Genomic DNA, 26,207 nt, shown 5'->3' with positions numbered 1-26,207 from the left:
TATTTTTTACTGTTAAATTTATACTTGATAGCCTGTTGGATTTTGTTTTTGCCAATTCCAACTGTCTGTCAACATATCTTCTAAAGTATATTTTGGCGTCCAACCTAATTCTTTCATTGCACGTACATTATTTGCAAATGAAGTTGCGACATCTCCCGAACGACGCGGTGCAATTTCATATGCAACAGAAACACCATTTACCTGTTCGAAAGTGTTCTTCACTTCAAGGACAGATGAACCATTTCCTGTACCAATGTTCCAAGCACGGCAACCTTGAGCAGATAAGCGGTTGTTTAAAGCACATAAATGCGCATTGGCTAAGTCAACCACATGGATATAGTCACGTACCCCTGTACCATCTACAGTGTCGTAATCATCACCATAAATCGAAAGTTTATCACGACGCCCAACAGCAACTTGAGTGACATAAGGCATTAAATTATTTGGAATACCTTGTGGGTCTTCACCAATACGGCCACTCTTATGCGCACCAACAGGATTAAAATAACGTAATAAAGCAATTGACCAGCGCTCATCCGCAATTGATAGTTTTTCCAACAATTGCTCAACGATTAACTTGGTATAACCATAGTTATTTGAAGGCATACCTGTTGGCATATTTTCATCTAAAGGTGAAATATTCGCTTCATCATATACAGTTGCAGATGAGCTAAAAACTAAATTAAAGACACCCGCTCTTTGCATCGCTTGTGCCAACTGTACAGATCCCGCAATATTATGATCAAAGTAAGTTAGTGGAATTTGTTGACTTTCACCCACTGCTTTTAAACCAGCAAAATGAATCACAGCATCGATTTTATGGTTTGAAAAAACTTGGTCTAAATCATTTTGATAACGAATATCACCTTGAACAAATTTCAGTGTTTTCCCAGTCAGCTCTTGAACACGCTTTAATGATTCTTCTGAGCTATTTGATAGATTATCTAGAACAACAACCTCATGCCCAGCCTCAAGTAGCTCCACACAGGTATGTGATCCAATATAACCTGCACCACCTGTTACTAAAATATTTGCCATAAATTTTTCCAGTATATCTATTCTTTGCCCAGCAAGATCTTGATTAAACCTTGTGTTGAAGCATCCAGTTGAGACACGTCTTTTTCTTTACCATTGAGGATAGGGAGTAATTGATTGGCAATTTCTTTGCCTTTTTCTACCCCCCATTGATCAAATGGATTAATATTCCAAATAACCGATTGTACAAACACCTTATGTTCATACAATGCAATCAGCATCCCTAAACTATAAGGGCTTAGTTCTTGTAACAATAGCGTTGAGCTTGGTTGATTGCCTTCATATTGTTTATATACAGGTAAGTCTGATAATTCATTGGCATTTAATGCTGTATTACCAAAAGCCAATAATCGCGACTGCGCCAAGCAATTGGATAAAGCCAAATGATGTTGCTCAATTAAGGATTCTGCACTTTCAGCATAGGTAAATTGATTCGAATTATAACGCTGTACCGGCGCAATAAAATCACAACTGACCGCATGTGTTCCTTGATGCAAGAGCTGATAAAAAGCATGTTGCGCATTTGGCCCCACTTCACCCCAAACAATTGGGCAGGTGTTTAACTCTACTTTTTCATTATTTCTTTGAATCGACTTTCCATTCGATTCCATCTCAAGTTGCTGTAAATAAGAAGCAAAATATTTTAGACGACCATCATAAGGCAATACTGCATGGGTCTGAATATTTAAAAAATTATTATTCCAGACTCCAAGTAAACCCATCAATACAGGAATATTTTGTGCAAATGAAGCTTTTTGGAAATGCTGATCAATCGCATAAGCGCCTGCAAGCAATTGCTTAAACCCATCAACACCGATCTGCAATGCAATCGGTAAACCAATACATGACCACAACGAGTAACGACCACCGACCCAATCCCAAAGTAAGAACTGGTTTTCTGGTGCGATTCCCCATTCTGTCATTTTCTCAGGCTTGGTTGAAACCCCAATAAAATGATGTTGGATCACACTGTTTTGCGTACCCAAATCTTTTTCTAACCACTGACGAACTGTTTGAGCATTAGATAAAGTATCAATGGTTCCAAAAGACTTGGACGAAATAATAAATAAGGTGGTTTCAGGGCGTAATTGATGTAGTAAATCAGAAAGCTGACTACCATCCATAGTTGAAACGAAATGTACTTTTAATGGTTTAGCAGTACTGACTTTATAGTCTGATAATGCATGACTCACCATCAATGGTCCCAAGTCAGAACCACCCACACCGATATTGACCACATCTTGAATCACTTCACCTGTAGAACCACGACATTGCCCTGCATGGACTTTATCGACAAGCTGATACATTCGATCTAATTGTTGATGTACCAATTCAGCCAGTTCAGGGTAATCTTGATCATGTTTCGGTAAGCGCAGTGCCCAATGCATTGCTGCTCGGTCTTCCGTATAATTGATCGATTCTTCGGTAAATAAACGTTTGATCCATTGTGTTAATTGTTTTGAATCTGCAAATTTAAACAAGGCATCACATGCATTTTGGTCAATGCGATGTTTACTATAATCAAAACTCAGTTGATTGAAATGTACTGAGAACTTGTCAAAACGCTGTAGATCTTGTTCAAATAAATCAGTTAAACGCAATTGCTGTTGTTCTGTAGCAAGATTTTGCAATCGTGCTAAATGCTGCTCTCTTTGGTCATTGTCTAATATAGAATTTGTCATACTCGCCCTACACCCTGATAAGCAAAACCTTGTGCTTTGACGAAATCTGGATCTAACATATTACGACCATCGAGAATCAAAGGATGGGCCATTTTCTGTAAAAGTTGTGAATAATCAGGACTCCAATATTGCTTCCAAGCCGTCAATAAACACAATGCATGTGCATTTTCTACTGCTTGGTATTGATCATGACATAAAATCAAATCAGCGCGTTCGCCATAGAAATTGGCTACCCGCTCTAAGGCCTGAGGATCATGCAACTGTACAATTGCACCTTGCGCCCAAAGTGCTGCAAGCATGGCATGAATCGGTGAGTTCTCAATACTCGAGGTATTTTCTTTAAAAGAAGCCCCCCAAATCGCCACAACTTTACCTGTTAACTGCCCTTGATAGTAATTCCAGAGTTTTCTAAATAAAATTTCTTTTTGTTGTTCATTGATATTCCAAACCTGATCCAGCAATTGGCTTTTGATCCCTGATCCTGCCACTGTACCGGTTAAGGTTAAAATATCATGAGAGAAATTTTCTCCACCAAAACCGGCACCTGCAGATAAATATGATGCGCCAATTCGACTATCAGATGCTAATCCCTGTTTAACATTATGAATATCAATATTTAATTTTTCAGCGACTTGCGCCATATCATTCATATAGCTGATGCGTGTTGCCAACATGCCTGAAATACTCAGCTTGGTAAATTCTGCATCTAAAAATGGCATAAACAAATATTGATGTTTTAACTGAAAAAAAGGTCTTAATAATTCTTTGATGAGCTGCTGTGTCGCAGATTGATCTACCCCTACAATCACCTGCTTTAGGTCGATAAAACTTTGAATCGCATTACCTTCTTGAATGGTGTCTGGCAAATAAGCCCAATGATCAGCCACTAAAATTTGTTTTAGTTCTTCAGTACCTTGTAAACCGAATGTAGAACCATTGACCATCAGTCTTGGATGAATAATAGGAAAACGTTTTAATTCTTCAGCCAAGTGTTTGGCTTGATCAAATTCAGAAGGATTAAAACTAAATAAAAAAACTTCACTTTGTAATTGAAGTTGTTTTAACCCGACCAATTGAATTGAATTGTTCTTAATCTGTTTTTGAATGAGTTGATTTAAATCTTCATCTTGGTAGTGTACTGAAGATTGATGATCAACGCCTACTTGGGGACACCAATACACGTGGTGCCCATATTCAGCAAACAAGCCAGCGAGTACGCCAGCTTGGAGTGTTGTGCCAAATACACAAATATTCATATCAGATCCAATTATTATAAATTCAATTCTTTGATAAGCTGTTTAAATTCTTCACCCAACTTAGGATGCTCCACAGCATAGTGTAATACTGCTTTTAAATAACCAATTTTACTACCACAGTCGAAAGTTTGACCTTTCATACGATACGCTTCGACATTTTCCAATTTTTGTAAAGCTGCGATCGCATCCGTCAATTGGATTTCATTACCCGCACCTTTAGGTGTCTGTTCTAATAACTGCATAATCTTAGCAGGCAGTACATAACGACCCACCACTGATAAATTTGAAGGTGCACTACCAACTGCAGGCTTTTCGACAATCCCTTTCATCACGATACTTTCACCCTCAACAGGTGAAGACGCAACATCCACAATACCATATTGATCAACAAGATGATCAGGAACCGCCTCTACCATAATTTGCGATGCTTTAGACGTATTAAAACGATGAATCATTCGCGCTAAATCATTTTCTGTACTATCTTCTTTGACCAAAACATCTGGCAATAACACAGCAAAGTCATCATTTCCAATTACTGATTTCGCACATAAAACAGCATGGCCTAAACCCAATGGTTGAGGCTGGCGTACACTCACCACACTGACATGTTTAGGTAAAATTTCAGTAATTTCTTTAAGTAGATCAATTTTTTTCTTATTTTCTAAGGTTGTTTCCAGTTCAAAATTACGATCAAAATAATTTTCTATGGATGCTTTGGAAGAATGTGTCACTAAAATGATTTGTTCAATTCCAGCAGCTACAGCTTCTTTAACAACATACTCAATTGCAGGACGGTCAACCACTGTGACCATTTCTTTAGGAATTGATTTACTTGCAGGTAGAAAACGAGTACCTAACCCAGCAACAGGAAGAATGGCTTTTTTAATCATGATTTACAACTTTAACTCAATATTTTAAGATTTTACTTCATCATTTTTAGTTTGTGTATCATTGCCCTTAAATAGGGAAGGACCTACATGACCAGGGGCATTAATACCTTCCCGATTTGTCATCACAGAAACCGTTTTAAACATAATTTTAAAGTCCACAAACACATTATGATGATCGACATACCAAACATCACATTTAAAACGTTCTTCATAATCAAGTTCATTACGACCACTAACTTGAGCTAGCCCTGTCATACCTGGACGGACTTCTAAACGACGTGCTTGTTCAGGTGAATAAAGTTCAACAAATTCTTTTAGCATTGGTCGTGGACCAACCACACTCATATCACCTTTTAAAACATTAATCAGTTGAGGCATTTCATCCAAACTCGTTGAACGTAATTTCTGCCCAAAAGGCGTGATCCGTTGCTCATCGGGTAAGGGATTACCATTCGCATCATTGGCGTCTTTCATGGAACGGAACTTCATCATTTTAAAAAGCTTACCATTTTTGCCAGGACGCTCTTGATAGAAAAAAATAGGAGATCCTAGGTTTTTACGTACTTTGTAAGCGACTAACAAAAAAATAGGCGACAAAATTATTAATGCCGTCAATGATATAACTATATCTACCAATCGTTTCATTACTTAATTTACCACTCTATTTTGTAACTTTTTTCCGCAGAAAAGTATTATAAAATTTTCCTAACAGTGAACTAGGTACCAACCTAAGTGCTGATCTTATTAGAAATAAGATGTTACCATGAATTGGATTTTGTAACTTAAGTTCTTTTTTTAAATCTAGTAACTGTTTTTCACTTTTTATATATTCTAAACCCTTACGGCGTGAATGCATACCATTACCTACACGTGCATAGAGCACTATATCTGGCAAGTTTGCTACTAAGTAACCAGCACCAATAACACGTAACCAAAGATTATAATCCTCCATAAATAAATGATGTTGATATCCACCTAGCTCATTTATTATAGATTTCTTATATGCCACAGTCATATGATTAAACGGACAACGTTTTTGTGCAAACTGTCGAATTTCTTCATTTGTTGTTGGTACAGCTTTTAAAACTTGAGAATCATTTGGTTCATTTTCAAATTCTAAGACTTGCCCACCAAATAAGACCACATCTGGGTGCTTTTTTATAAAGTCAATCTGACTCTCAAACCGATCAGGAGTGCAAATATCATCTGTATCCATCCGGAAAACCCATTCATTGGAACAATGTTTTAAACCTTCGTTTAATGCTTTTCCCAGCCCAACATTTTGAGGAAGTGCAATAATTTTTAAAACATCATCTATTTTTGACTGCCACTTTTGTACACAAGCAGTAAGTTCTCCTCCTATGGGACCATCGAGTACCAATACAATTTCTGTAGGTTTCAGTACTTGTTGTAACCAAATACTGTCAAAACACAGGTCTAGATATTCAGATTTTTCCTTATGGTATAAGGACAATAGAATCGAAAAATTCATACTGATCTTTTATTTACCTATCTTATAGAATTCATACATTACTTTTTGTTCAACTTTTCTCGCAAACCAATGACCCTCTGCTTTAGCCTGTAAGAGGTGTTTAGCCGTCAAAAATATTGGACTAGATCCATGTTGATAATTCGCATCAAAAATTATAGACCTCCTATTCCCTAAAGGAGAAATACTAGTTAACAATGAATTTTTTATCACTAGATATTGAAAGAAATGCTCATCTGGGCAAAGCTTCTTTCTAAAAAAATCTATATCATCTATAGAAATTGAATTTAAAATTATTTGTAATTGCTCACGACGAATGGAAAACCACTGGCTACCAAAATATGTTTTTTCATTTGTTGGAAAAATTTTATCTAAAACTTTATAACATTGAGTTAAAAATTTACCTAAAATACTTCTTTGATATAGAGTATCTGCATGAGGAGCATTAAATCGCATTCGATAACGATGCGGTTTTGATTCCAGACATTCCATATAAATTTGAGAGTCATCCCAAGTAAAGGTATTAGTTAAAATAACATCATCGCCACTAATTAAATGAAAATACTCATTATTTTCATCATGTAGTATAGCATATTTCATTAAATTAAGGGTAGCTTGCACCATACTAAACCCAGCCCATTTAATATCCACACGGTTTTCTACAAAAAAAACATTCTCAATATTAGAAATATCCTTTCTTATTTTATTAATATCAGCCTTTAAATCAACATGAATATAGAAGTTAGCATTCGGCATATTTGATGCTAACTTATATACATGTTCAATATTTTTATGTGCCAAAATCAAAAAAGATTTCATAAATCAATCACCAATATATAAAAGCATATTAAAAACCGATGGAAACATAAAAGTTGGTATTAATGCAAAAAAAACCAAAAGAAACCTAAAAAAAAGAAGATTTTTTTTATTATCCTCAATAAACCAATAGATTGAATACAATAAAAAAATTAAAGCGATCATACAAATTCTTTTGGCTGGTGCATCAGATAAAAATAAAATCGAAAATAAAGATACAAATATGCAATACACATTTACATAATATAAATCTATGTTTTTCCTATATAGTATTAGTTTATTCAATGCCAAAAATATCAGCATCCCAGCACAAATAACAGCAAAAAAGAGTAATGGTGGTGTTTCACCAGTATCGACCTCAGATTTCGACCCCGATAGTAATATCATTGAGACTAAAGAGAAAACTGCAGCTAAAATAAATTTCCCTTGGAAAAATTTTTTTCTAACAAATATAAGAGGTAAAAAAATAGCTCCAACATTATGAGTTAAAAAGGAAATCAGGTAAAGGAATTTTGACTTCAAATGGTTTTCATAAACGAGTAAGAAAGACAAGAAAAGAAATATTGTCGATATATATTGCCTATAAACATTTAAAAAGCCCATCACGTTAGGAAAAAACAACATGAATACCAATATAAAATATGGCTTTATACCCTTCTTATAAGATACATATACAAGAGAAACAAAAACAATAACATCCCAAACAAAGAATACAAGTTTTGGTTGTTTTAAAAAATCATAAAAAATTTTACTAATAATCCAGTAAACAGGTTCTCTCAATACATAAAAACTTTTGTAAAAATCCCAATTATATGTCATGACCTCAGAATACACGACCAAATCTTGTTGAATTGAGTTCAACCTAGTAACAACTGACCAGCCTATTAAACATAACAGAATAAAAACATAATTTAGGAAATGTTTTTTTTGAACAAAAACAAAACAAAATGTTATTAAACAAAGAAAACAATACGTAAATAACGTCATTTATTAGTCCTACCTCTAAGATTTATAAATCTTCAAAGTCAAAATATTACAATCTATGTTCTTAAACTGATTAAAAAATTAAGATCATAAACCCAACAAGAGAATATTTAATTTAAAAAACACATTAGAACCCTCACGCCTATTAACTATTTATTTTAAATAAAATTTCATCTACAATATTAGAGACCCCTACCTCATCATTTGCATCATAACTATTCTTAATTATTAGCATTCCTTGACTGCAATATCGCTTATAAGCTACAAAATCATTTAAATTTTCTCGTAATCTGTTATCTAAACTATGAATAAAGCAATTTCTTAGACATTTAAAACCTTGTAATTTATATACATTTTTAAAGTTTTCATAAAAAACTCTACCAAACAAGTAAACAGGCTTATCAAGAAGTAATGCCTCATAACCCGCTGTACTATTAACAGTAATTACACCTACTGACTTTAAAATTAATTTTTTAATATTTATATCAAAGTTAACTAGCCGAACATTAGGTAGTGCACTTATTTTTTTATAAAATTCAACACCCTGTACACCTTTTGCACTTTTATGATCCTTTACATATAAATATGTCCCAAAAGGTAGATTATTGGCAATATTCACAACATTAGAATATTCATTTGTATATTCCGGTGCTAAAACAGAGGTCGAAGACTCTGGATGAAAATGTATTGGATAAACATAAAATCTTTCTTTAGATGAAAAAATTTCTAATTCATCATTATTTATATAAAATTTTTGAGATTTTTTTGTATTAATATATCTCCTCAGATTTACCTTTATTGCCTTAACAGGTACCATAAATGGATTACCAAACTGATAATCGTAATAATGCTTATATTTAAAACCTATAGTAAGTAGACGCAATGCTTTTAGAAATTTACTAAGTTTCACTATACGAGAAATTGCAACATTATCTAAGCCATTCTGCATCATATAGTCAGGCTGAATATCAACGATACTTTTTTTATAGCTTTCAAACCAATCTATTTCATCTTGTGTTATTGGTTTTTTAGCCAATTCTTCTATCTTTTCCACTTCACCATCTATAATTGAATTTTGAATTTCAAAATGATTTGGTAGGCGTGACCCCATTAAACCAATATACTTCTTACCAAGTTTCTCACATTGCAAATAGGCAGCATAAGCAAAACTATTTGAAATATTTTCATATAAAACAAAGTCTATATGTTTATCTTTAATAATTTCTTCAAAAAACAAATCTAAATTAACTTTTACATTGAGCCAATAGTTTTTATCTTTATTCAAATTAAAGTCATGTGTTAGGAATCGATCATAATCTGAGTAAAAATAATCCCCCCAATAACCTTGGTCATCAAACTCCTTAATTACTAAATCTTTATTAAAATTATTTTCTAAATAACTATCAAAAAAGAAACTATTTTTACTATTGTCCAACTCAGCCAAAGGTTCAAGATATTTAGAACGATGTGAATCAATAGCAAAATAAATCTTGTGCCCTCGACTTTCTATTTCTTTAGCTAATGCATGATAGAAATATTTATAATTTGGAGCAGAGTTTATAAGTATTAAAAAATTCATCGCTTATCAGACCTGATCTTTTTCGAATGAGAAAATCGCCTTTATTATCAATATTGAAATAAAAGCACAACATAGGCCATAGGCCACAGCAACCGGAACCCCACCTGCTATAAAAGCTAGGGTAGATAATATAAATACTCCTAACCCTATAACATGCGATATGATAATTTTCATATCTTTATGTTTTGCATACAATACGTAATGGGGAACCATACTGATGCAATATATAAAGTTAGCGAATAGTACAACATAGAAGATATTTTTATATGTATAGTACAAATCCTTACCAATCCAATTTAAAAAGTAAGGAAAACTAATTACTAATACTAAAGATATACATAAAGAAAGTCCTAATGACTGTAGAAGCATTTTTCTGACGAGCAATCTAAAATTTGCACTATTATCATTCTCCTGAATCATTTTAGGATAAATAAAAGAGAAAACTCCAGTTTCTAGAAAACTGATAATTGCATTCGTTAAGCCAATAAATAGCGAATATGCAGCTATGACCTCAAGACCTTCTAGTTGCTCCAACCAAAGCCTATCTACAGTTGTTATAGCCCTTAAAATCAGAGTAGAAATCAATAAAGGGATACAAGTTTTTAATCCATTTTTCAACCATTCTATCTGTATTTTTTGACTCTTATTAAATACCAGCCCTTTCTTTAAAGCTAACAAGCCTACGATCAAAGCTATTAAGTCAAAGCCTATCCAAGCATACAAAATATTATTGAGTTGCTTTTCAACCAGTGAAAAAATCATACACCCAATGATAACGTAACACCAAAGACCCGCTCTAATAAAAAGCAAATTATTTGCCAATACCATTTTTTTATCAATGATTAAAAGTCGCATGAGTTCTTGATTCAAATGTTCTAAAGCAATCAAAAACCCAAGAAAAAATAACCATTTAGGCGGTATAGAGTAACTCGCAAAAAAAAGAATTATCGGTAATATAGCAATATAGGAAAAAAATATTAAAAAACTTTGACTTTTTAAAAAACCGCCCCATTCCTTTTTTTCTTTTAGTACAAGCTCTCGTGTAGAAAAAGTATAGAAATCAAATCCTACAGCATATAATGAGTAACTCACTAGTACTACGAATAGACCATAAACACCAACCTCCTCTGGATTGAGAAATTTTGCCATATAAAAAAGCAAAATAAACTTGCCCAGAAGCGTTAATGCTCTAATAGACAAGTTTATGAATGGTGCCATTTTCAAGCTGGAAATCATTTACTGATAATTTCTAACTTTACTGGCGTATTTTCACTTATATCCTGATTTACTTTTTTACCTAAAAGCTCATCATAAAATTTAGGTGATAAACCATAACCTGGACGCACACTACGGATACATGTTTCATCAATAATATCACCAGCTTTTAAATCTTTGACAAAATAAAGTGAGCGCCTAAATTGAGCATTTCCTTGTTCACTAGACTTTCTACCGTAATCTACACTGCCCAGTGCTTGCCAAGCCGTTTTAGCACCTTGACACAACTGCTGTAGTTCTTTTGGCTCTAAAGAGAAGCTATCATCTGGCCCGCCCCCTTTACGATCTAGCGTAAAATGCTTTTCGATGAGACATGCACCCAAAGCAACAGACGTAATTGCAGTCGTATTATCTAGTGTATGGTCAGAAAGTCCGACTGGCACATTAAAAGATTTTGCCATATCAGCCATGGTGTATAGATTATAATCTTCTGCAGGTGCAGGATAACCGCTTACACAGTGTAGAACCACAAGCTCTTTACAACCACCATCATAAGCAGCTTGAATTGCCTCACCAATCTCGTCTTTGTCTGCCATTCCTGTAGAAATAATCATTGGCTTCCCTGTAGAAGCCACATATTTAATTAATGGCAAGTCCACCGCTTCAAAAGAAGCAATTTTATATGCAGGGGCATTCAGCTCTTCAAGTAAATCTACTGCTGTTTTATCAAATGGAGAACTAAAAATCGTGATATCTAAAGCATGTGCATGTTCAAAAAGTGGCTTATGCCATTCCCATGGCATTTGAGCTTTTTGATAAAGTTCATATAAAGATTGGCCATCCCATAAACCACCACGAATCATAAACTCTTCAGTTTGGCTATTCAGTGTGATGGTATCTGCACTATAAGTTTGTAATTTAATCGCATCGGCACCACAGCGTTTGGCTTCTTCAATAATTTTGAGTGCCGTATCTAAGCTGCCATTATGATTTGCAGAAAGCTCAGCAATAATATACGGTGGAAAGCCTGTACCAATATCACGATTATTAATTGTAATTTTTTTGCTCATTTCACTTACCCTCTAACCATTCTGCTTGTAGCAAACCAAACTGATATATATCAAATGTACCTCGATGATCTTTGAAATGTTTTCTCAACAAACCCTCTTGGACAAAACCCATTTTTTTATGGAAACTTAATGATTTTTCATTAAATGCCAAAACCTGACCAAAAATCTTATCGAATCCAAGCTCTTCAAATGCAAAGGTTAATGCAGCACTCCCCAATAAATGCCCCATTCCCTTCTCTGCATCAGGTTTCACATAGAAGCCCCATTCATATACCGTACTATTTGGAATAGCAATAAAAGAGATGTAGCCTTGCGGTCGCTGCTGATATTCAAAAATATAGAACAAGCGGTCAGTTCTATTCTTATTTCTCTCAAACCAAGCAAGATGGTTGCTTAAAGCAATTACATCCGAATTAACCATCCACTTGCGAATATCATCATGGTTACGCCATTGCAGTACCATTTCCAGATCATCATCACTCAATACTCTGAGCTGTGCATCTTTTAGATCTAACATGCATTAAATTCCTCAGAAAAAATAATTTGCAACAATAAATCTGTGCCAATACCATCCGTAATAGATAAGGCCTTTTGATGCATGAGTTGCAATCGTTCTTGATCAAACTGTTGTAATATTTGTAATAGCTTTGCATCAATTTCTGTTTGATCTAGGGAGATCGTTACCCCCAGATCATGTAAATATTTTGCTATCATTTTCTGATTATCTGCCATACAAATCATAATTGTGGGCAGGCCTAAACAGCTTCGTTCCCAAGCTGTACTACCAGCAGCACCGATTGCTAAATCATGCTCAAGCATTAAATCTGCCATATTATTGGCATTAATCAAAATATGATTGCTGAATGGTAAATTCTTTGATTGCTCCAGAATAGACTCTTTCCAAGGTGCATTTACCCCCATTACGACAGTAATAGATAAATGCTGTTGCTGTGGACTACGTGATAAAACGTCCAACACGCTGCCGGTTAAGTTATCTTTATCTATTCCACCTAAATTCACCAAAATTTTTAACTTATCATGGTGATATGTTTTTGGATGCTGCTCTAGCCATAATCGTTTGCTACGAAATTCGGGACGCAATAAAGCATAGCGCGGTCCCATTAAATAATGGCATTTACGATTATTTAATTTCTCATAATCTGAAGATGTATGTGCTAAGCCACAATCCAAAATGATATCAGCATCATGTAAACGATTTGCCAAGTCATCAATTACGGCAATACGTTCAGCTTGCTGACGAATAACTTGTTGCCATACTGCGGACAAAGCATAATGATCAACAATAATCCAATCTACAGGCTGTTCAGTTAAAATTGCTAATGTTTCTTGAGCATCTTTTTGCTCTGTTACCCCTAACCAGCGTTGGTATTCGGGCAACTCAAAACTGGTATTAAGCACAGGCTCAGGTAAGGTATAGACGGCATAGCCACGTTGTCTAACAAACTCAATTAAATTACCGTGATGCTCACGACAAATAAAATAGACCTCGTGTCCATGCCTAGCCAAAGCATCTGCTATCGTTAAACAACGTACCACATGCCCTGAACCAATTTGCAAAGATGCGTCAGATCGAAAACAAAACTTCATCGTTTATACGTCTAATAATAATTGTGCCATCAACTCTGCACGATGCCAGTCATCTGGAGTATCAATATCCTGAACCCGTGTTCTAGATAATTCAACAATTCTTGATCTATTAGAGAAAATTACAGACTTGTCTAACCATGCCTGTGCAGTTCCCCAATAAAACTGGCCAGCATCATGCCATGCCTCTTCCAAGTCTTGAGAGCGTTTATTAAAGTTTTCAGGTTGGAACATCTCAACATTTCCATCTTGATTTAATTTAATTGCTCTTTGAATCGGAAACGCAAATGTTGTTGCACTAAATGCATAATCTAGTGGATGGTTTTGCAACAACTTAAGCCCAGTTTGCAAATCATCAGTCTGTACAAATGGTGCTGTTGCATATAGGCAACAGACATAATCTGGTCGTTGTCCCTGCAATTGTGCAAAAGCGTGTGTTGCATGCTGCATGACATCAGCAGTTGTTGTAAAATCATCGGACAAGTAAGCAGGCCGCATGAATGGAATTTTCGCTCCATATTGTCTTGCAATATCTGCAATTTCCCCATCATCAGTTGAAACCCAAACCTCATCAAAACATTCACTTTTCAGTGCAGCCTCTATAGACCATGCGATCATCGGCTTACCATAAAAGTCTTTAATGTTTTTACGAGGAATTCTTTTGCTTCCACCTCGTGCAGGAATAACAGCCAGTTGCATTGTTATACCAAAACATCTTTTAGTGTTTGATAGATATACTGGATTTGCTCATCATTCAAATCAGGAAACATCGGTAAACTAATAGCGGCCTCGTAATAAGCTTCTGCTTCAGGGAAATCACCTTGCTTAAAGCCTAGCTTCTCATAATAAGGCTGAGTATGCACAGGAATATAATGCACATTTACGCCGATACCTTTTCCTCGCAATGCTTCAAAAATTTCTTTGCGGTCTTTACTTAACTCTTTTTGCTTTAAACGAATTACATATAAATGCAGCCCAGAATATGTGTCTGGTAATTGATATGGAACAATTAGGGGCAAATCTTTTAATAATTCATTATATTTTGTAGCAATCTCGTGTCGCTTAGCAACAAAAGTTACTAAGCGGGCCAATTGTGTAACGCCCAACGCTGCCTGTAATTCAGTCATGCGATAATTGTAGCCCAGCTCGACCTGTTGATAGTACCAAGGACCTTCAGAAGGTTTAGTCATTAATTCAGGATTTCTGGTTACACCATGGCTCCTAAATAAATCCATTTTTTTGGCAAGCTCTTCGTTATTGGTCAGTGCCATTCCACCTTCTGCAGTTGTAATAATTTTAACTGGATGGAAGCTAAAAATCGTAATATCTGAATATTGATTAGAACCAATATACTGGTCTTTATACTTACCACCAATTGCATGTGATGCATCCTCAATGATATGAAACCCATACTCTTTAGATAATGCATGTATCTTTTCCATATCACAAGGTTGACCACATAAATGAACTGGCACAACAATTTTTGGTAATTTATTTTGCTGTTTCGCAATTTCCAGTTTTGTTTTTAATGCATCAACAGAGAGATTATATGTATCAGGATCAATATCCACAAAATCTACTTCTGCATCACAGTATAAAGCACAGTTTGCAGAAGCAACAAAAGTAATTGGAGATGTCCAAAGGACATCTCCTTTTTTTAATCCCAAAGCCAAACAAGCCACATGTAAAGCAGAAGTTGCGCTATTCATTGCTAACGCATATTTTGCTCCAACAAATTTAGCAACAGTATTTTCAAATAATGGAACTTGAGGACCTTGAGTTAAAAAGTCAGATTTCAAAACTTGAACTACTGAATCAACATCTGCTTGACTTATATTTTGTCTGCCATAAGGGATAAACATTTTAAATATTACCTATTTTTTCAGCATTTTTTACTAACCAAGCTTGTAATTCTACATTACTCATCCACTCAGCATTATTATCACTTGAATAATGAAAACCTTCTGGGACTTTTGTACCATCTTTAATACGTTCTTTTGTTTCAGCCCAATCATTAATCACTGGCAAAATTTTATAATGCTCTGGATATTCATAAGTGTAGTAAGAGTCTTCCACACTGATCATTTGCTCATGCAATTTCTCACCAGGTCGAATACCAACAACTTCCTGTTTAGCTTCTGGTGCAACAACTGATGCCAATGTAGTTACTTTCATTGAAGGGATTTTTTTTACATAAATTTCCCCTCCAACCATATCTTCAAAAGCATGCCAAACAAGCTCAACACCCTGTTCTAAAGAGATCATAAATCGCGTCATACGATCATCTGTAATTGGTAGAACACCTTTATCTTTGATCGACATAAAAAATGGGATAACCGAACCACGAGAACCCATAACATTACCATATCGAACTACAGAGAATTTTGTTCCATGCTCACCAGAGTAGGCATTGCCTGCCACGAACAATTTATCAGATGCAAGTTTAGTCGCACCATATAAATTAATTGGACTACTTGCTTTGTCTGTTGACAAAGCAACTACACCTTTTACTTTCTTATCTATACAAGCATCAATTACGTTCATAGCCCCGTTGATGTTTGTTTTAATACATTCAAAAGGGTTATATTCAGCAGTAGGTACAATTTTGGTTGCAGCAGCATGTACTACATAATCCACACCATCCAAAGCACGATAAAGACGTTCTTTATCTCTTACATCGCCAATAAAAAAACGTACACGACTATCATCTTTAAATTTTTTTGCCATTTCCCATTGCTTCATTTCATCACGAGAAAAAATGATTATTTTTTTAGGATTATATTTTTCTAAAGTCATTGGGATAAAGGTATTCCCAAAAGAGCCTGTACCACCTGTTACGAGTATAGTAGAACCTTCTAACATTATTTCCTCTGTTTTTTGCTTTCAATTAACTTTAAATTCTAAAAAGACACTATCTACATAGAACAATAATATGTGAATATTATACTAAATCGATTGTCATGAATGCATATATTACAATAATAGCAATAAGGCCTACCAGCATTTCAGTGAAAAATTACAGCCAACCTACTACTTCATGTAAAAATACTACAAAGTGTCACTGTTCAAGTTCCATCATATTTGTTTCTACTTGCGTACAATAAAGTAAAGTCGCTTAAATACAATAAAAAACCGCTGAAACAAAGATATCAACTACTTTTTTTATTTACGCTAAGATCTTGTATATTATTTGTTATTTTATACAACCAGTTGATGTCTAAGTTTTCAAAACTGACATAAAAACTAATACATATTAATCATAGGCATTAATTAAATTATAGAATAGAATCATCATCTATAATTGAGTCTAAATTAATGCTGTAATATAACGAAGGGTTTTGAATGTGAAGTATCGATGCACCTCACTTTTTACAATTTTAGCAATTTCTGTTTCATTTACTGGTTGTGCAATCACTTCTGGACTTCAAACTTATGATGTTCCTGAAGAAGGGGTTTATCAAACAGATCAAGGCGCTAAGCTAAATGTAGTGCAACTCACACAAGAGAATATTTCAACTATAGGGTTTTCTAAAAATAATAATTCAAACGATATTGTTTCCCTATTTAATCAAAGAAATACAATTTACCGGTTAAGCCCTGGTGACATCCTATCTATACAATTATGGGCATACCCTGAAATAACCCCTCCTGTAACTCAAATGACCAATAATACATCTGTGTTAGCAAATGGTTTTCAGATTGACCAAAATGGTTATATACAAGCACCTTTAATTGGCTCATATCGTGCAGTAGGCAAAAGTTTAGTTGAAATCAACAATGAAATGCGCAAACTATTTGCACGATATTTAAAAACGCCAGATGTGATCGTACGTGTTATATCCTATGAGGGAAAACGGTACTTTGTGAATGGTCAAGTTGTGAAAAGTGGCCAATATACTTTAAATGACCAGCCGATCAGTATCTACACTGCATTAGGTCAGGCTGGAGGTATCAATACGCAAACCGGTGACAATACCAATATTCAATTGATTCGCGATGGTCAAACTTATAACCTCAATACCATTCAATTAGAAAAACAAGGTTTATCTCTACATAATCTACTCATTCAACCGAATGACACAATTTTTGTGAATACCAAACAAGATCAAAAGCTATATGTTTTAGGTGAGTCAAGCCGTACTCAGGCAATCGCTCTACGTGATCAAGGTATGACCTTAAGTGATGTACTTGGGGAGAGTGGAGGCATTAATCCAAACTCTGCTAGCGCTGCACGTATTTATGTCATGCGTACAGATATCAATAGCCAAGCATCTTCCGTTTATCAACTGAATTTAAGCAGTTTTGGAAACTTTGCACTTGCTAATCAATTTACGATGCAAAAAAATGATATCGTCTATATAGATGCAACAGGATTAACTCGCTGGCAACGTGTAATCAACCAAATCATTCCTTTTTCTAATGCCTTATATAACATTGATCGCTTAGGACAATAATGCAATTCCAAAATATATTGGTGGTGTGCGTAGGGAATATCTGTCGTAGTCCAATGGCAGAATTCTTTTTAAGGCAAAACTATCCAGATTTAAATATAAAGTCAGCAGGGCTTTCTGCAATGGTCGGCCATTCCGCAGATGATAAAGCCATAGCTTGTATGGATGCTTTAAATATTGATATGCGCTCCCATGTTGCACGACAAATTAATGCGGAGTTGATTAAAAAAGCTGATCTTATTCTAGTGATGAGTAAAAACCAATCACAGCATATCGAACAAAAATGGCCTTTTGCCAAAGGTAAAGTATTTCGTTTAGGGCACTGGCAGGGTCAAAATGTGCCAGACCCATATCAACATGATCAAGCTTTTTTTGATGAAACATGTAAAAATATCCAAGTTTATGCCAATGACTGGCAATCACATCTCTAAATTTTAATTAGTTGTTTACCTATGAACCAAAATTCAAAAACTAATGATGATACGATTGACTTAAAAGAGTTGTTTTTCTCTTTAATTGCTCAATGGAAAGTGATTGCACTTTGTGTCATTTTAACCTTAATTTGCGCTCTGCTTTATTTACGCGTCACATCACCTGTCTATTCTACAGATGCACTAGTTCAGGTCGAAGAAGGTAAAAGTGCAGCATCAGCTGCTCTCATGGGTGAGTTAAAAGATGTTGCAGGTGGCTTAGGACAAAAATCACCAGCTGATGCTGAAATTGAAATTTTAAATTCACGACTTGTCCTTGGTAAAGTAATTCAGAATTTAAATTTAAATATCCAAATTCAAGACAATGCGGATAATTTTTTACATAAATTAATTTCTAACGAAAAAACTCAGCTCAGCTATAGTACCAAGGCAGTCAGTTTTCAAAAAGATCAATCTAGCTTTTCTATACTAAAACTAGATGTCCCTGAATATTATTATGATAAAAATCTCACGTTACAATTTATAAATAAAAATCAGTTTAGTTTAACCTATAAAGACCAAGTTATATTTCGAGGCACACTCAATCAACTCAACAAAGCCCAAGACAATAAAGGATTGTGGTTGGTTCAAATCAATAGTCTAAATCCATTCCAACAAGACTTTACCGTTACTAAACTTTCTCTCCCTTCAGCAATGAAAGCACTTCAAGAGAATTATACTGTTGCTGAAAAAGGCAAAATGACGGGTGTCATTGGTCTGAGTTATAATGGAAATGATCAACAGCATATTACTCAAGTTCTTAATAATATCCTGAACGTCTATCACGAACAGAATATTGAACGCAAAACTTTAGAATCTAAACAAACATTAAGTTTTCTGGATCAACAACTGCCAGAACTTAAACAGCAGCTTGAAGAATCTGAGATTAAATTTAATAGATTCCGTGAACAATATAATACGGTTGATGTCACTCAAGAAGCGGAGTTGATGCTCAAGCAGAATGTTGAATTGGAAAAAATGCAGATCGAGTTAAAGCAAAAACAAGCTGAATATTCTGCAAAATATACATCTGATCACCCATTGATGGCGGAAATCAATGCACAGCTGGCTGCTATTGATAAGAAATCGACAGAGATTAATCAAGCAATTAAACGTTTGCCTGAAACTCAACGTCTGTATTTACAACTCTATCGTGATGTTAAAGTCAATACCGAGCTCTATACCTCTCTATTAAACAGTTATCAGCAATTAAAAATTGTCAAAGCAGGTGAAATCGGCAATGTGCGTATTATTGATACAGCTGTAGAACCTTTTAAACCGATTAAACCAAGAAAATTGATTGTGTTAATTCTTTCAATTTTTGTTGGTGGATTTATTGGTGTTCTCATCGCATTATTGCGCAATCTACTTTCATCAGGAATCAAAGACTCAACTCGCATTGAAAACGAACTTGATTTACCGGTCTACGCCACTGTCCCTCGTTCTCCAATTCAAGAAAGCCGCGTACAATTGCTGAGAAAAAAGAAATCGATCCCTATTCTCGCTGCTAAAAATAGTGAAGATATTGCCATTGAAAGCTTACGTAGCATTCGTACCACGATTCATTTTGCGCTAAACACAGCCAAAAATAATATTATTGCGGTTTCTGGACCTGCTCCGGAAATTGGTAAATCATTTATCTCAACCAACCTCGCCGCGATTTTTGCACAAGGCAATAAGAAAGTTTTATTGATTGATGCAGATATACGCAAAGGCTATTTACATAAATATTTTAGTCATGACACCTCTCCTGGTTTAACGGAATATTTGTCAGGTCAAAGTACCCTTGAGCAATGTATTGTCCATTCAAACACTGTAAATCATTTAGATTTTCTGCCACGTGGTAAAAATAATAGTCATTCATCTGAAATGTTGAGTTCAGATCGTTTTAGTGAGTTATTAGAACAACTTTCTCAACAATATGATCATATTATTATCGATACCCCACCTATCTTGGCGGTAACTGATGGCATCATCGTTTCCCAATTTGCAGGTGTCAATCTTGTAGTTGCACGTTATGCAAAAACACAGATGAAAGAACTTGAATTAACCATCACTCGCTTTGAACAAGCGGGAAGTAAAGTGAATGGTATTATTCTCAATGATGTCCGAGCAAATGTAGGCGGTAATTATGGCTATAATTATGCTTATGCTTACACCTCATCCAAAGATGATTAATATCAAATAATGAAGAAAAAGCCAGATTGAATCTGGCTTTTTTGTGCCAATATTTTGGTCAATATAACTGTATATTTTTAGTTGTCGTCATCAGATAACTATATCGTTTATGATGAAGAAGTTATATGCTTGAGCAGATTATGCTAATGATCAAATTAGCCTCTTAAAAGATTAAAATTTGGAAATTTTTATGAGTAAAGCCTTACCCATCGCAATTGCTGTAATCTTAGGTGGTGCTGCACTTGTACCTGTTTATTATGCATCTCAACATCCTGCTGATGTAAACAGTCATTCAATGTCAAAAAATGCTAAACCTGTAGAAAAAATCAGTTATGCACTTGGTTATGAAGTTGCGAGCCAAACGCCACCTGAAGTCGATGTGAATACATTTATCAGCGGTATTCGTGACGGCCATGCTAAAAAACAACGTGCCTATACAGATGAAGAATTACAAGCTGCGTATGTTGACTTCCAAAAAGAAATGCAACAAAAGCAATTACAACAAAGCAAAGAAACAGCTTCATCAAATGACTCATTCTTAGCTGAAAATGCGAAAAAAGAAGGTGTTAAAACAACAGCTTCAGGATTGCAATATAAAATCACCAAAGAAGGTACGGGTAAACAGCCTGCTGCTACTTCACAAGTCACGGTACATTACAAAGGTCAGTTGTTAGATGGCAAAGTATTCGACAGTTCATATGATCGTGGTCAACCCGTTGAGTTTCCTTTAAATCAAGTGATTCCAGGTTGGACTGAAGGTTTACAACTCATGAAGGAAGGCGGTAAAGCAACCTTATATATTCCTGCAAAATTGGCTTATGGTGAACAAGGTGTTCCTGGAACAATTCCTCCAAACAGCACTTTAATTTTTGATGTTGAACTTGTTAAAGTTAAATAACATTTAAGAAAAGGAGAGATTTACTCTCCTTTTTTGGATTTTAATTATGAAAAAAACACTTATTGTGCTTAGTCTTAGTCTGCTGAGTAGCGCAGCTTTCTCAGCACCGATTAACAATAAAAGCTCTCAACAAGATCAACTTGGGTATAGCTATGGTTATGTCATGGGACGTACCAATGCCGATACCTTAAAACAAATTAATTTAAATGCCTTTATCCAAGGCATCAAAGAAGGCTCTACAGGTCAGAAAGCAAGCTTAACTGATGAAGAGATGGCAAAAGCACTTGCACAATATAAACAGCAAACTGAAGCAAAACAAATGCTAGAGTTTAAACAAGCTGCAGATGTAAGTGCCAAACAAGGTGAAGCTTTTCTTGTAGAAAATGCGAAGAAAACAGGTGTAATTACTCGCCCAAGCGGTTTGCAGTATAGTGTTTTACAACAAGGTACTGGAAAATCACCCTCTGCAAAATCTAAAGTCTCTGTAAACTATGAAGGTCGTTTATTGGATGGCACTGTATTTGACAGTTCTTTTGCACGAAATGAAGCGGTAGAATTTCAAGTTAGCCAAGTGATTCAAGGTTGGACTGAAGGTTTGCAACTGATGAAAGAAGGCGCGAAATATCGTTTCTTTATTCCAGCAAAACTTGCCTACGGCGAGATTGGTGCGGGTGATGCGATTGGCCCAAACAGCACATTAATTTTTGATGTAGAACTTCTAAAAGTTTTACCTTAGTTTCAATGCGAAATAGTTTTAAAAATAAAAAGCATCGCTCAATTGCGATGTTTTTTATACTCTAATAAGAAATCTTATCGCATTTCATAGAAGTAAATTCATACATCTATAAAGCTTACAGTACTGTATTTTATATTTAGAATTTAAATTCTATCCCACACGCTATGATGACATCCTTGTCACCATGCACTAGATACAGCATATATGATTGAATGATGCTCAAAGTAAAAGCTATCTCATTTATATTCTGTTGATTGGCCTTAATTTAGTGCTTTAAATGTCTTGGTCTAAAACCTGCTGCAAGTAGAGCAATGCCATAAGCCACAATACCGACTAAACATAACCCGACAACTTCAAGAATTCGAAGCCATTGCGAAGCTGTACCATCATACCAATTTAAAGCAAACCATAGCGCGCCAATCATTACGATATTGGCAATGGCAAATTGAACGAATAATTTTTTCCAGTGCGCACCAAAACGGAAAATATTTTTCTTATGTAAATAAAAATATAACATCCCTGCATTGACCAAAGCTGAGCCTGAAGAAGCAATGGCTAAGGCCATATGCTCAGCTTGCCAATCAATCAATTTAAAAATACCAATAAAGATAATGTTTAAAATCGCATTGGCTGCAACCGCCATTAAGCCGACACGTACAGGTGTTTTAGTGTCCTGAATGGCATAAAAACCTGGTGCAAAAACTTTAATCAACATAAATGCCAGTACACCGCCACTCATACATTGCAGTGCCATAGCGGTCATTTGCGTATCACGTGCATCAAAAGCACCATGCTGGAAAAGCGCTTGAATGATCGGCGTAGATAACATGAACAAAGCGATACTGGCTGGCACACCCACCAAGACAATCACGCGTGCAGCCCAATCCAACATTCTACGAAACTTGGCCTGATCTTGTTCTGCTTTACTCACAGAAAGAGACGGAAGAATCACGGTACCAATAGCAACACCAATCAATCCAAGTGGTAACTCGGTCATCCGTTCGGCACTATATAACCATGACACCGAACCATCTTGCATGAATGACGCCCAAATTGTATTTAGTAATAAGTTAATCTGAGTGACTGATACACCAAATAAAGCGGGCAACATCAGTTTTAAAATTCGATCTACACCCTCATGTTTAAAATCAACTTTAGGTGGAATCAGTAATTTTTTATTCCATAATTCAGGTATTTGAATCGCAAGTTGTAAAACCCCTGCTGCAACCACAGCCCATCCTAAAGCCATGATCGGTTGAGCCATATGCGGGGCTAACCACCAAGCACCAGCAATCATTGCCACGTTGAGTAATACAGGCGAAAACGCTGGCGAAGCAAAAGATCCATAACTATTCAAAATACTGCTAGCAAATGCAGTCAATGACATAAACATCAGATAGGGAATCGTTAAACGAAACATATCTACAGCCAGATCAAATTTTGCAGGATCATTATGAAAACCAGGTGCATAGACATACAAGATCACAGGCGCAATGATCATACTGATTAAGGTTAACAGTGACATCACCATTAACAAACAGCCAAACACACGACTAATCAGAATCTGTACTTCCGCATGCAGTTTTGTAGTTTTATATTCGGTGAGTACCGGGATAAAGGCTTGTGAAAAAGCCCCTTCTGCAAATAAACGCCTGAAAAAATTGGGAATACGAAAAGCAACCACAAAGGTGTCAAAATCCTTACCTGCCCCAAACACATTGAGCAAAACCATATCTCGGACTAAGCCCAAGACTCGTGACAACATGGTCATTGCACTGACAATAAAGGTGGATCGCCACAGCGCCATCGTATTCACCTAGTTAAAATAAAGTCGCTATTGTAATTAAATATTCTTAAAATTGCGTTGTTAAATCATAAACAGACACTTATTTACTTCACTTGTTCTACTTTTAATTTTTTCTGATTCAAACTTTCTCTAAATTGCTGCCATTGAAAATGTGGTCCAGGATCAGTTTTTCGTCCTGATGCAATATCAGAGTGTCCTGTTAAATGATGATCAGTTTTTGGATAAGCGTGTTGCAAAGTGGCAACCACATCAACCAGTTGTTGATATTGGATCGCTTCAAAATCGCTATCATCACTTCCTTCAAGTTCAATCCCAATTGAATAGTCATTACACTCAACTTTACCTAGATAAGCTGAACGTCCGGCATGCCAAGCTCGATCATTAAAATTAACAAACTGTATAATTTCACCAGTTCTTAAAATCAGCAAATGTGCAGAAACCTGCATACCCTCAATGGTTTGAAAATAAGGATGGACTGACCAATCCAGTTGATTTTGAAAAAACTGTTCAATATAACCACCACCAAATTGTGACGGTGGCAAACTAATATTGTGAATCACAATCAGCTGAATCTCTGTATTTTCAGGACGTTGATTATAGTTGGGTGATGGGACTTGTCTTGCGCCAATCAATTGACCATTTACGACCTGAAACTGTGGTGCAGATTGCATATCTTATTCCTACAGAATTTTTCTATTTTCAATAAAGCTGATTTTCAATATTTTAGTGTACTCTCGGGTCTGTTGACAATTCGTCTATGTTTGCGACGACGAGTATTTTTTAGGCGATACAAGGCACGAAATACGAAATTTAGTCATTCTAAATGATGAGAAACATCGTTTCGCAAGGTAACATGTAGCGGCAAAAAAGACTCTAGTCCTCAGCTTCGACTTTCACTACGAATAAAGTAATGCTTTATTCTTGTTCAAGTTATGACTAAAATCATCTCAGTTTGCGTTACGAAACTTAAAAATAGTCTCACTATTCTCATTCATGTTTTACGATGTATACATCTCGTGCTTAATTTGAACCTACAACGCAAACTATTTATGAAATGTTAACAGATCCTAATCTGTATAAAATAAAAACTTCTTCAAACTTGCAATGACAGTGCTAATATATCGCTCAGTTTTTAAGGGTGACTAAAATAGGGATATCCATGAGCATACCTGAATCTTTGCTTGAACAATCTATTCAAATTAATATTCAACAAGCACTCCAAGAAGATATTGGCGATGCTGATATTACTGCCCTACTCACACCAGAAGATGAGCAAGCGACAGCCACGATCATTTCGCGTGAAGATATGGTCTTGGCGGGACAACCTTGGGTCGATGCTCTGATCAAGGCTTATGATCCAAGCGTACAGATTACTTGGCTTAAAAATGATGGTGACTGGGTCAAAGCCAATGAAACTATTTATAAATTGGCAGGTTCTGCGCGTAGTTTGCTGACTGTTGAGCGTCCTGCATTAAACTTTGTGCAAACCCTGTCTGCAGTCGCAACCAAAACGGCTGAATACGTAAAATATCTAGAAGGTACAGCAACCAAATTATTAGATACGCGTAAAACTTTGCCGGGTTTACGGATTGCACAAAAGTATGCAGTTGCTGTAGGTGGCGGTCAAAACCACCGCCTTGGTTTATTCGATGCGTTCTTAATTAAAGAGAATCACATCATGGCTGCCGGTGGTATTGCTCAAGCAATTGCCAAAGCGCATCAAATCGCACCAGGTAAGCCTGTTGAAGTCGAAGTTGAAACATGGGATGAACTGAATCAAGCACTTGAAGCCAAAGCCGATATCGTCATGCTAGATAATTTTAGCCAACAACAAATGATTGATGCGGTTAAACATGTTGCAGGGCGCTGTAAATTAGAAGCTTCTGGAAATATTACTCTTGAGAATTTAAGTCAAGTTGCACAAACAGGTGTTGACTATATTTCGATGGGTGTATTGACCAAAGATGTTAAAGCGATTGATTTATCTATGCGATTTAATGACTAATCACTCAATCATATGAGCCATGAAGCAGTATCTATATACTG

The 26,207-nt window shown here is 35.6% G+C and carries 24 protein-coding genes; 6 read left to right on the top strand and 18 right to left on the bottom strand.

Features of this window, described 5'->3' with window-relative positions; translation table 11 throughout:
- Positions 1 to 18 precede the first annotated feature (18 nt).
- The 16 genes from galE to pseB form a co-directional block, all read right to left on the bottom strand.
- A complete protein-coding gene (gene galE, locus CQZ96_RS14170) occupies positions 19 to 1,038 on the bottom strand; it encodes a UDP-glucose 4-epimerase GalE (RefSeq protein ID WP_105714200.1) in 1,020 nt (339 codons plus the stop codon).
- A 17-nt stretch (positions 1,039 to 1,055) separates the two neighbouring features.
- Positions 1,056 to 2,717 (bottom strand): glucose-6-phosphate isomerase, encoded by a 1,662-nt coding sequence (pgi, locus tag CQZ96_RS14165; protein ID WP_105714199.1) that lies wholly within the window; start codon positions 2,715 to 2,717, stop codon positions 1,056 to 1,058.
- Positions 2,714 to 3,973: a nucleotide sugar dehydrogenase gene (locus CQZ96_RS14160; RefSeq protein ID WP_105714198.1), complete on the bottom strand. Its 1,260-nt coding sequence runs from the start codon at positions 3,971 to 3,973 to the stop codon at positions 2,714 to 2,716. Before CQZ96_RS14160 ends, pgi begins: the two co-directional genes overlap by 4 nt.
- 14 nt (positions 3,974 to 3,987) lie before the next feature.
- Positions 3,988 to 4,863: a UTP--glucose-1-phosphate uridylyltransferase GalU gene (gene galU / locus CQZ96_RS14155; RefSeq protein ID WP_105714197.1), complete on the bottom strand. Its 876-nt coding sequence runs from the start codon at positions 4,861 to 4,863 to the stop codon at positions 3,988 to 3,990.
- A 24-nt stretch (positions 4,864 to 4,887) separates the two neighbouring features.
- Positions 4,888 to 5,508, bottom strand: a complete 621-nt coding sequence (locus tag CQZ96_RS14150; RefSeq protein ID WP_105714196.1) for a sugar transferase — start codon at positions 5,506 to 5,508, stop codon at positions 4,888 to 4,890.
- A gap of 16 nt (positions 5,509 to 5,524) precedes the next feature.
- Positions 5,525 to 6,355: a glycosyltransferase gene (locus CQZ96_RS14145; RefSeq protein WP_105714195.1), complete on the bottom strand. Its 831-nt coding sequence runs from the start codon at positions 6,353 to 6,355 to the stop codon at positions 5,525 to 5,527.
- 9 nt (positions 6,356 to 6,364) lie between these two features.
- A complete protein-coding gene (locus tag CQZ96_RS14140; RefSeq protein ID WP_105714194.1) occupies positions 6,365 to 7,171 on the bottom strand; it encodes a beta-1,6-N-acetylglucosaminyltransferase in 807 nt (268 codons plus the stop codon).
- Between the two features lie 3 nt (positions 7,172 to 7,174).
- Positions 7,175 to 8,155 carry an EpsG family protein gene (locus tag CQZ96_RS14135; protein ID WP_105714193.1) on the bottom strand — a complete coding sequence of 327 codons (981 nt, stop codon included), beginning with the start codon at positions 8,153 to 8,155 and terminating at the stop codon, positions 7,175 to 7,177.
- Positions 8,156 to 8,297: 142 nt separating this feature from the next.
- Positions 8,298 to 9,731, bottom strand: coding sequence for a capsular biosynthesis protein (locus CQZ96_RS14130; protein WP_105714192.1), 1,434 nt, complete (start codon positions 9,729 to 9,731; stop codon positions 8,298 to 8,300).
- Positions 9,732 to 9,737: 6 nt separating this feature from the next.
- Positions 9,738 to 10,949: a lipopolysaccharide biosynthesis protein gene (locus CQZ96_RS14125; protein ID WP_228722812.1), complete on the bottom strand. Its 1,212-nt coding sequence runs from the start codon at positions 10,947 to 10,949 to the stop codon at positions 9,738 to 9,740.
- 14 nt (positions 10,950 to 10,963) lie between these two features.
- Positions 10,964 to 12,016, bottom strand: a complete 1,053-nt coding sequence (gene pseI, locus CQZ96_RS14120) for a pseudaminic acid synthase (protein WP_105714190.1) — start codon at positions 12,014 to 12,016, stop codon at positions 10,964 to 10,966.
- Between the two features lies 1 nt (position 12,017).
- Complete coding sequence (gene pseH, locus CQZ96_RS14115) at positions 12,018 to 12,533, bottom strand: UDP-4-amino-4,6-dideoxy-N-acetyl-beta-L-altrosamine N-acetyltransferase (protein WP_105714189.1); 516 nt, start codon at positions 12,531 to 12,533, stop codon at positions 12,018 to 12,020.
- The gene (gene pseG / locus CQZ96_RS14110) at positions 12,527 to 13,624 is read right to left on the bottom strand and encodes a UDP-2,4-diacetamido-2,4,6-trideoxy-beta-L-altropyranose hydrolase (protein ID WP_105714188.1); all 1,098 of its coding nucleotides are present in this window, start codon (positions 13,622 to 13,624) and stop codon (positions 12,527 to 12,529) included. The genes pseH and pseG overlap by 7 nt, the downstream gene beginning before the upstream one ends.
- Positions 13,625 to 13,627: 3 nt before the next feature.
- A complete protein-coding gene (gene pseF / locus CQZ96_RS14105; protein ID WP_105714187.1) occupies positions 13,628 to 14,320 on the bottom strand; it encodes a pseudaminic acid cytidylyltransferase in 693 nt (230 codons plus the stop codon).
- A 2-nt stretch (positions 14,321 to 14,322) separates the two neighbouring features.
- Positions 14,323 to 15,483 (bottom strand): UDP-4-amino-4,6-dideoxy-N-acetyl-beta-L-altrosamine transaminase, encoded by a 1,161-nt coding sequence (gene pseC / locus CQZ96_RS14100; protein ID WP_105714186.1) that lies wholly within the window; start codon positions 15,481 to 15,483, stop codon positions 14,323 to 14,325.
- 1 nt (position 15,484) lies between these two features.
- Positions 15,485 to 16,483, bottom strand: a complete 999-nt coding sequence (gene pseB, locus CQZ96_RS14095; RefSeq protein WP_105714185.1) for a UDP-N-acetylglucosamine 4,6-dehydratase (inverting) — start codon at positions 16,481 to 16,483, stop codon at positions 15,485 to 15,487.
- A gap of 482 nt (positions 16,484 to 16,965) precedes the next feature.
- Between pseB and CQZ96_RS14090 the strand changes: the two genes are divergently transcribed.
- The 5 genes from CQZ96_RS14090 to CQZ96_RS14070 all read left to right on the top strand — a co-directional run bounded on the left by CQZ96_RS14090 (position 16,966) and on the right by CQZ96_RS14070 (position 22,354).
- Positions 16,966 to 18,075, top strand: a complete 1,110-nt coding sequence (locus CQZ96_RS14090; protein ID WP_105714184.1) for a polysaccharide biosynthesis/export family protein — start codon at positions 16,966 to 16,968, stop codon at positions 18,073 to 18,075.
- Positions 18,075 to 18,503, top strand: coding sequence for a low molecular weight protein-tyrosine-phosphatase (locus tag CQZ96_RS14085; RefSeq protein WP_105714183.1), 429 nt, complete (start codon positions 18,075 to 18,077; stop codon positions 18,501 to 18,503). Before CQZ96_RS14090 ends, CQZ96_RS14085 begins: the two co-directional genes overlap by 1 nt.
- A gap of 21 nt (positions 18,504 to 18,524) precedes the next feature.
- Positions 18,525 to 20,720 carry a polysaccharide biosynthesis tyrosine autokinase gene (locus CQZ96_RS14080; RefSeq protein WP_105714182.1) on the top strand — a complete coding sequence of 732 codons (2,196 nt, stop codon included), beginning with the start codon at positions 18,525 to 18,527 and terminating at the stop codon, positions 20,718 to 20,720.
- 190 nt (positions 20,721 to 20,910) lie between these two features.
- A complete protein-coding gene (locus CQZ96_RS14075; RefSeq protein ID WP_004723516.1) occupies positions 20,911 to 21,618 on the top strand; it encodes an FKBP-type peptidyl-prolyl cis-trans isomerase in 708 nt (235 codons plus the stop codon).
- Between the two features lie 46 nt (positions 21,619 to 21,664).
- Positions 21,665 to 22,354, top strand: coding sequence for an FKBP-type peptidyl-prolyl cis-trans isomerase (locus CQZ96_RS14070; protein WP_105714181.1), 690 nt, complete (start codon positions 21,665 to 21,667; stop codon positions 22,352 to 22,354).
- Between the two features lie 265 nt (positions 22,355 to 22,619).
- Here CQZ96_RS14070 and murJ read toward each other — a convergent pair whose 3' ends face one another.
- Positions 22,620 to 24,170: a murein biosynthesis integral membrane protein MurJ gene (gene murJ, locus CQZ96_RS14065; RefSeq protein WP_171066920.1), complete on the bottom strand. Its 1,551-nt coding sequence runs from the start codon at positions 24,168 to 24,170 to the stop codon at positions 22,620 to 22,622.
- Positions 24,171 to 24,244: 74 nt separating this feature from the next.
- Positions 24,245 to 24,832, bottom strand: coding sequence for a 1,6-anhydro-N-acetylmuramyl-L-alanine amidase AmpD (gene ampD / locus CQZ96_RS14060; protein ID WP_105714180.1), 588 nt, complete (start codon positions 24,830 to 24,832; stop codon positions 24,245 to 24,247).
- Positions 24,833 to 25,320: 488 nt separating this feature from the next.
- On the opposite strand from ampD, the gene nadC reads away from it, so the two are divergent.
- Positions 25,321 to 26,166, top strand: a complete 846-nt coding sequence (gene nadC, locus CQZ96_RS14055; RefSeq protein ID WP_105714179.1) for a carboxylating nicotinate-nucleotide diphosphorylase — start codon at positions 25,321 to 25,323, stop codon at positions 26,164 to 26,166.
- The last annotated feature ends 41 nt before the right edge of the window (positions 26,167 to 26,207 follow it).

This window comes from Acinetobacter sp. MYb10 (assembly GCF_002980175.2).
Classification (GTDB): domain Bacteria; phylum Pseudomonadota; class Gammaproteobacteria; order Pseudomonadales; family Moraxellaceae; genus Acinetobacter; species Acinetobacter guillouiae.
Note: the sequence above shows the minus strand (reverse complement) of the source record. Positions and strands in the feature narration are given on the sequence as shown.